Below are 1,578 nucleotides of genomic sequence, written 5' to 3'. Positions count from 1 at the left end.
TCTCATGACAGCCTACAAAGAAGTGTTATATAAAGGAAAACGCTTTGTACTGATTCACGTATATGATTCAGGATACTGTGAAATCCGACCGATTGATCATGCTTTTAAAGTCGAACTTGTGCGATTAGATGAGATAGAACAATGTGGATAACAATCATGAACGCAGCTAATGCAGCTGCTTTTTTATTTGTATTAAAAACAAGTGGATGAGATAAAAATAGCTGAATTGGCTGGCCTTTTACATAATTTCTTCCTGTATACTTTGTAACTAAGGATATTCGCACTTATTTAGTTTCTATACTTACTCGAGGTGATTACATGAAAAAAGGCTGGCTGGAATGGATATTATTATCCGTGGCGTTAATTTGGGGAGCCAATTATGCAATCGGAAAATTTGGAGTTGCTCATATGTCTTCCATTCAATTTAGCGCACTGCGTTTTATAATGGTTGCTCCTATTCTTTTACTTATTACAGGAATAATAGAGCGAGGCATTCGGATCGAAAAAAAAGACTGGGGACGCTTAATAGCGGTCAGTATAGTAGGCGTTACGCTCTATCAAACGCTGTTTATGGTATCTGTTAAGTATACGACAGCTACAAATGCTTCTTTACTTATTTCGATGTCTCCTATTTTCACAGGAATCCTAGCTATATTATATAAGCATGAAGCTTTTTCGTTAAAAACACAGCTAGGCTCTGTGCTTGCTTTTTTTGGGGCTGCGTTTGTACTGCTGTTTGGTCCCTCTAGTCATGCGCTGTCGCAGCTTGCATGGTTCGGAAACATCATGGGGATTGTGGCAGCCATTGCTTGGGGCTGGTACCCGATTTTAGCAAAACCTTTAGTCGTAAAATATTCTGCTTTGCGCGTGACTGCGTGGTCCGCTTTAATCGGCGCTATTCCGCTTACTGTCTACTGTCTTTTCACCTATCAAACACTTGTATGGCCAACAGATATAGGTAGCTGGAGCTCTCTGGCATACTCTGTTTTGTTCGTGACAGTGTACGGGCTGGTAATGTGGTATGTAGGAATTGGAAAAATTGGTTCTACAAAAGTAATGGTTTACATGTATGTTATTCCTTTGTTCGCCGTTGTTTTTGCTGCTGTAACTATTGGAGAGACCATCAATGCTATGCAGCTGCTTGGAGGACTTATTATTTTTAGCGGTTTGTATATTGTCAAAAAAAGCCCTGCTCCTAAAACAGCTCTTAAACTTAAAAAAGCAAACTAACAAKAGTAACGGGTTCGGTTGATTCATGCTAATAACGCTCAGATTTTTTCTGGGMGTTATTCGTATATTATTTTAATGTCCTAATTGAATTAAACGCCCGTTAGTTTGATTAATGAACATTTTTTAGTTTATATTCATGAGTGATTTTATGCTGATTGTATATGCGTTTAAAACCGTTTCGTTCATAAAATAGTTTCGCTTTGTCCGTATCCGTATAGAATCCGAGGCTGTCGTAATAATTCTCTGCATAGTGAATGACTTCTTTTAAAAGTCGCTTGCCTATACCCTTTCTGCACAATTGAGCTGAAACATAAAACCTCCTTACTCTTTCAGCGTTAGCATACTGGC

2 protein-coding genes are annotated in these 1,578 nt (G+C 38.5%); one reads left to right on the top strand and one right to left on the bottom strand.

All coding sequences use genetic code 11. The annotated features are described in order from the left end of the window. Positions 1 to 318: 318 nt before the first annotated feature. Positions 319 to 1,230: a DMT family transporter gene (locus AC1DRF_RS27135; protein ID WP_477742200.1), complete on the top strand. Its 912-nt coding sequence runs from the start codon at positions 319 to 321 to the stop codon at positions 1,228 to 1,230. Between the two features lie 109 nt (positions 1,231 to 1,339). Here AC1DRF_RS27135 and AC1DRF_RS27130 read toward each other — a convergent pair. After that, positions 1,340 to 1,578: GNAT family N-acetyltransferase (locus tag AC1DRF_RS27130; protein ID WP_477742199.1), on the bottom strand; the 239-nt coding region annotated here is incomplete at its 5' end.

It is taken from the genome of Priestia sp. P5_B4 (assembly GCF_056400385.1).
This window is presented reverse-complemented; position numbering and strand designations above follow the sequence as displayed.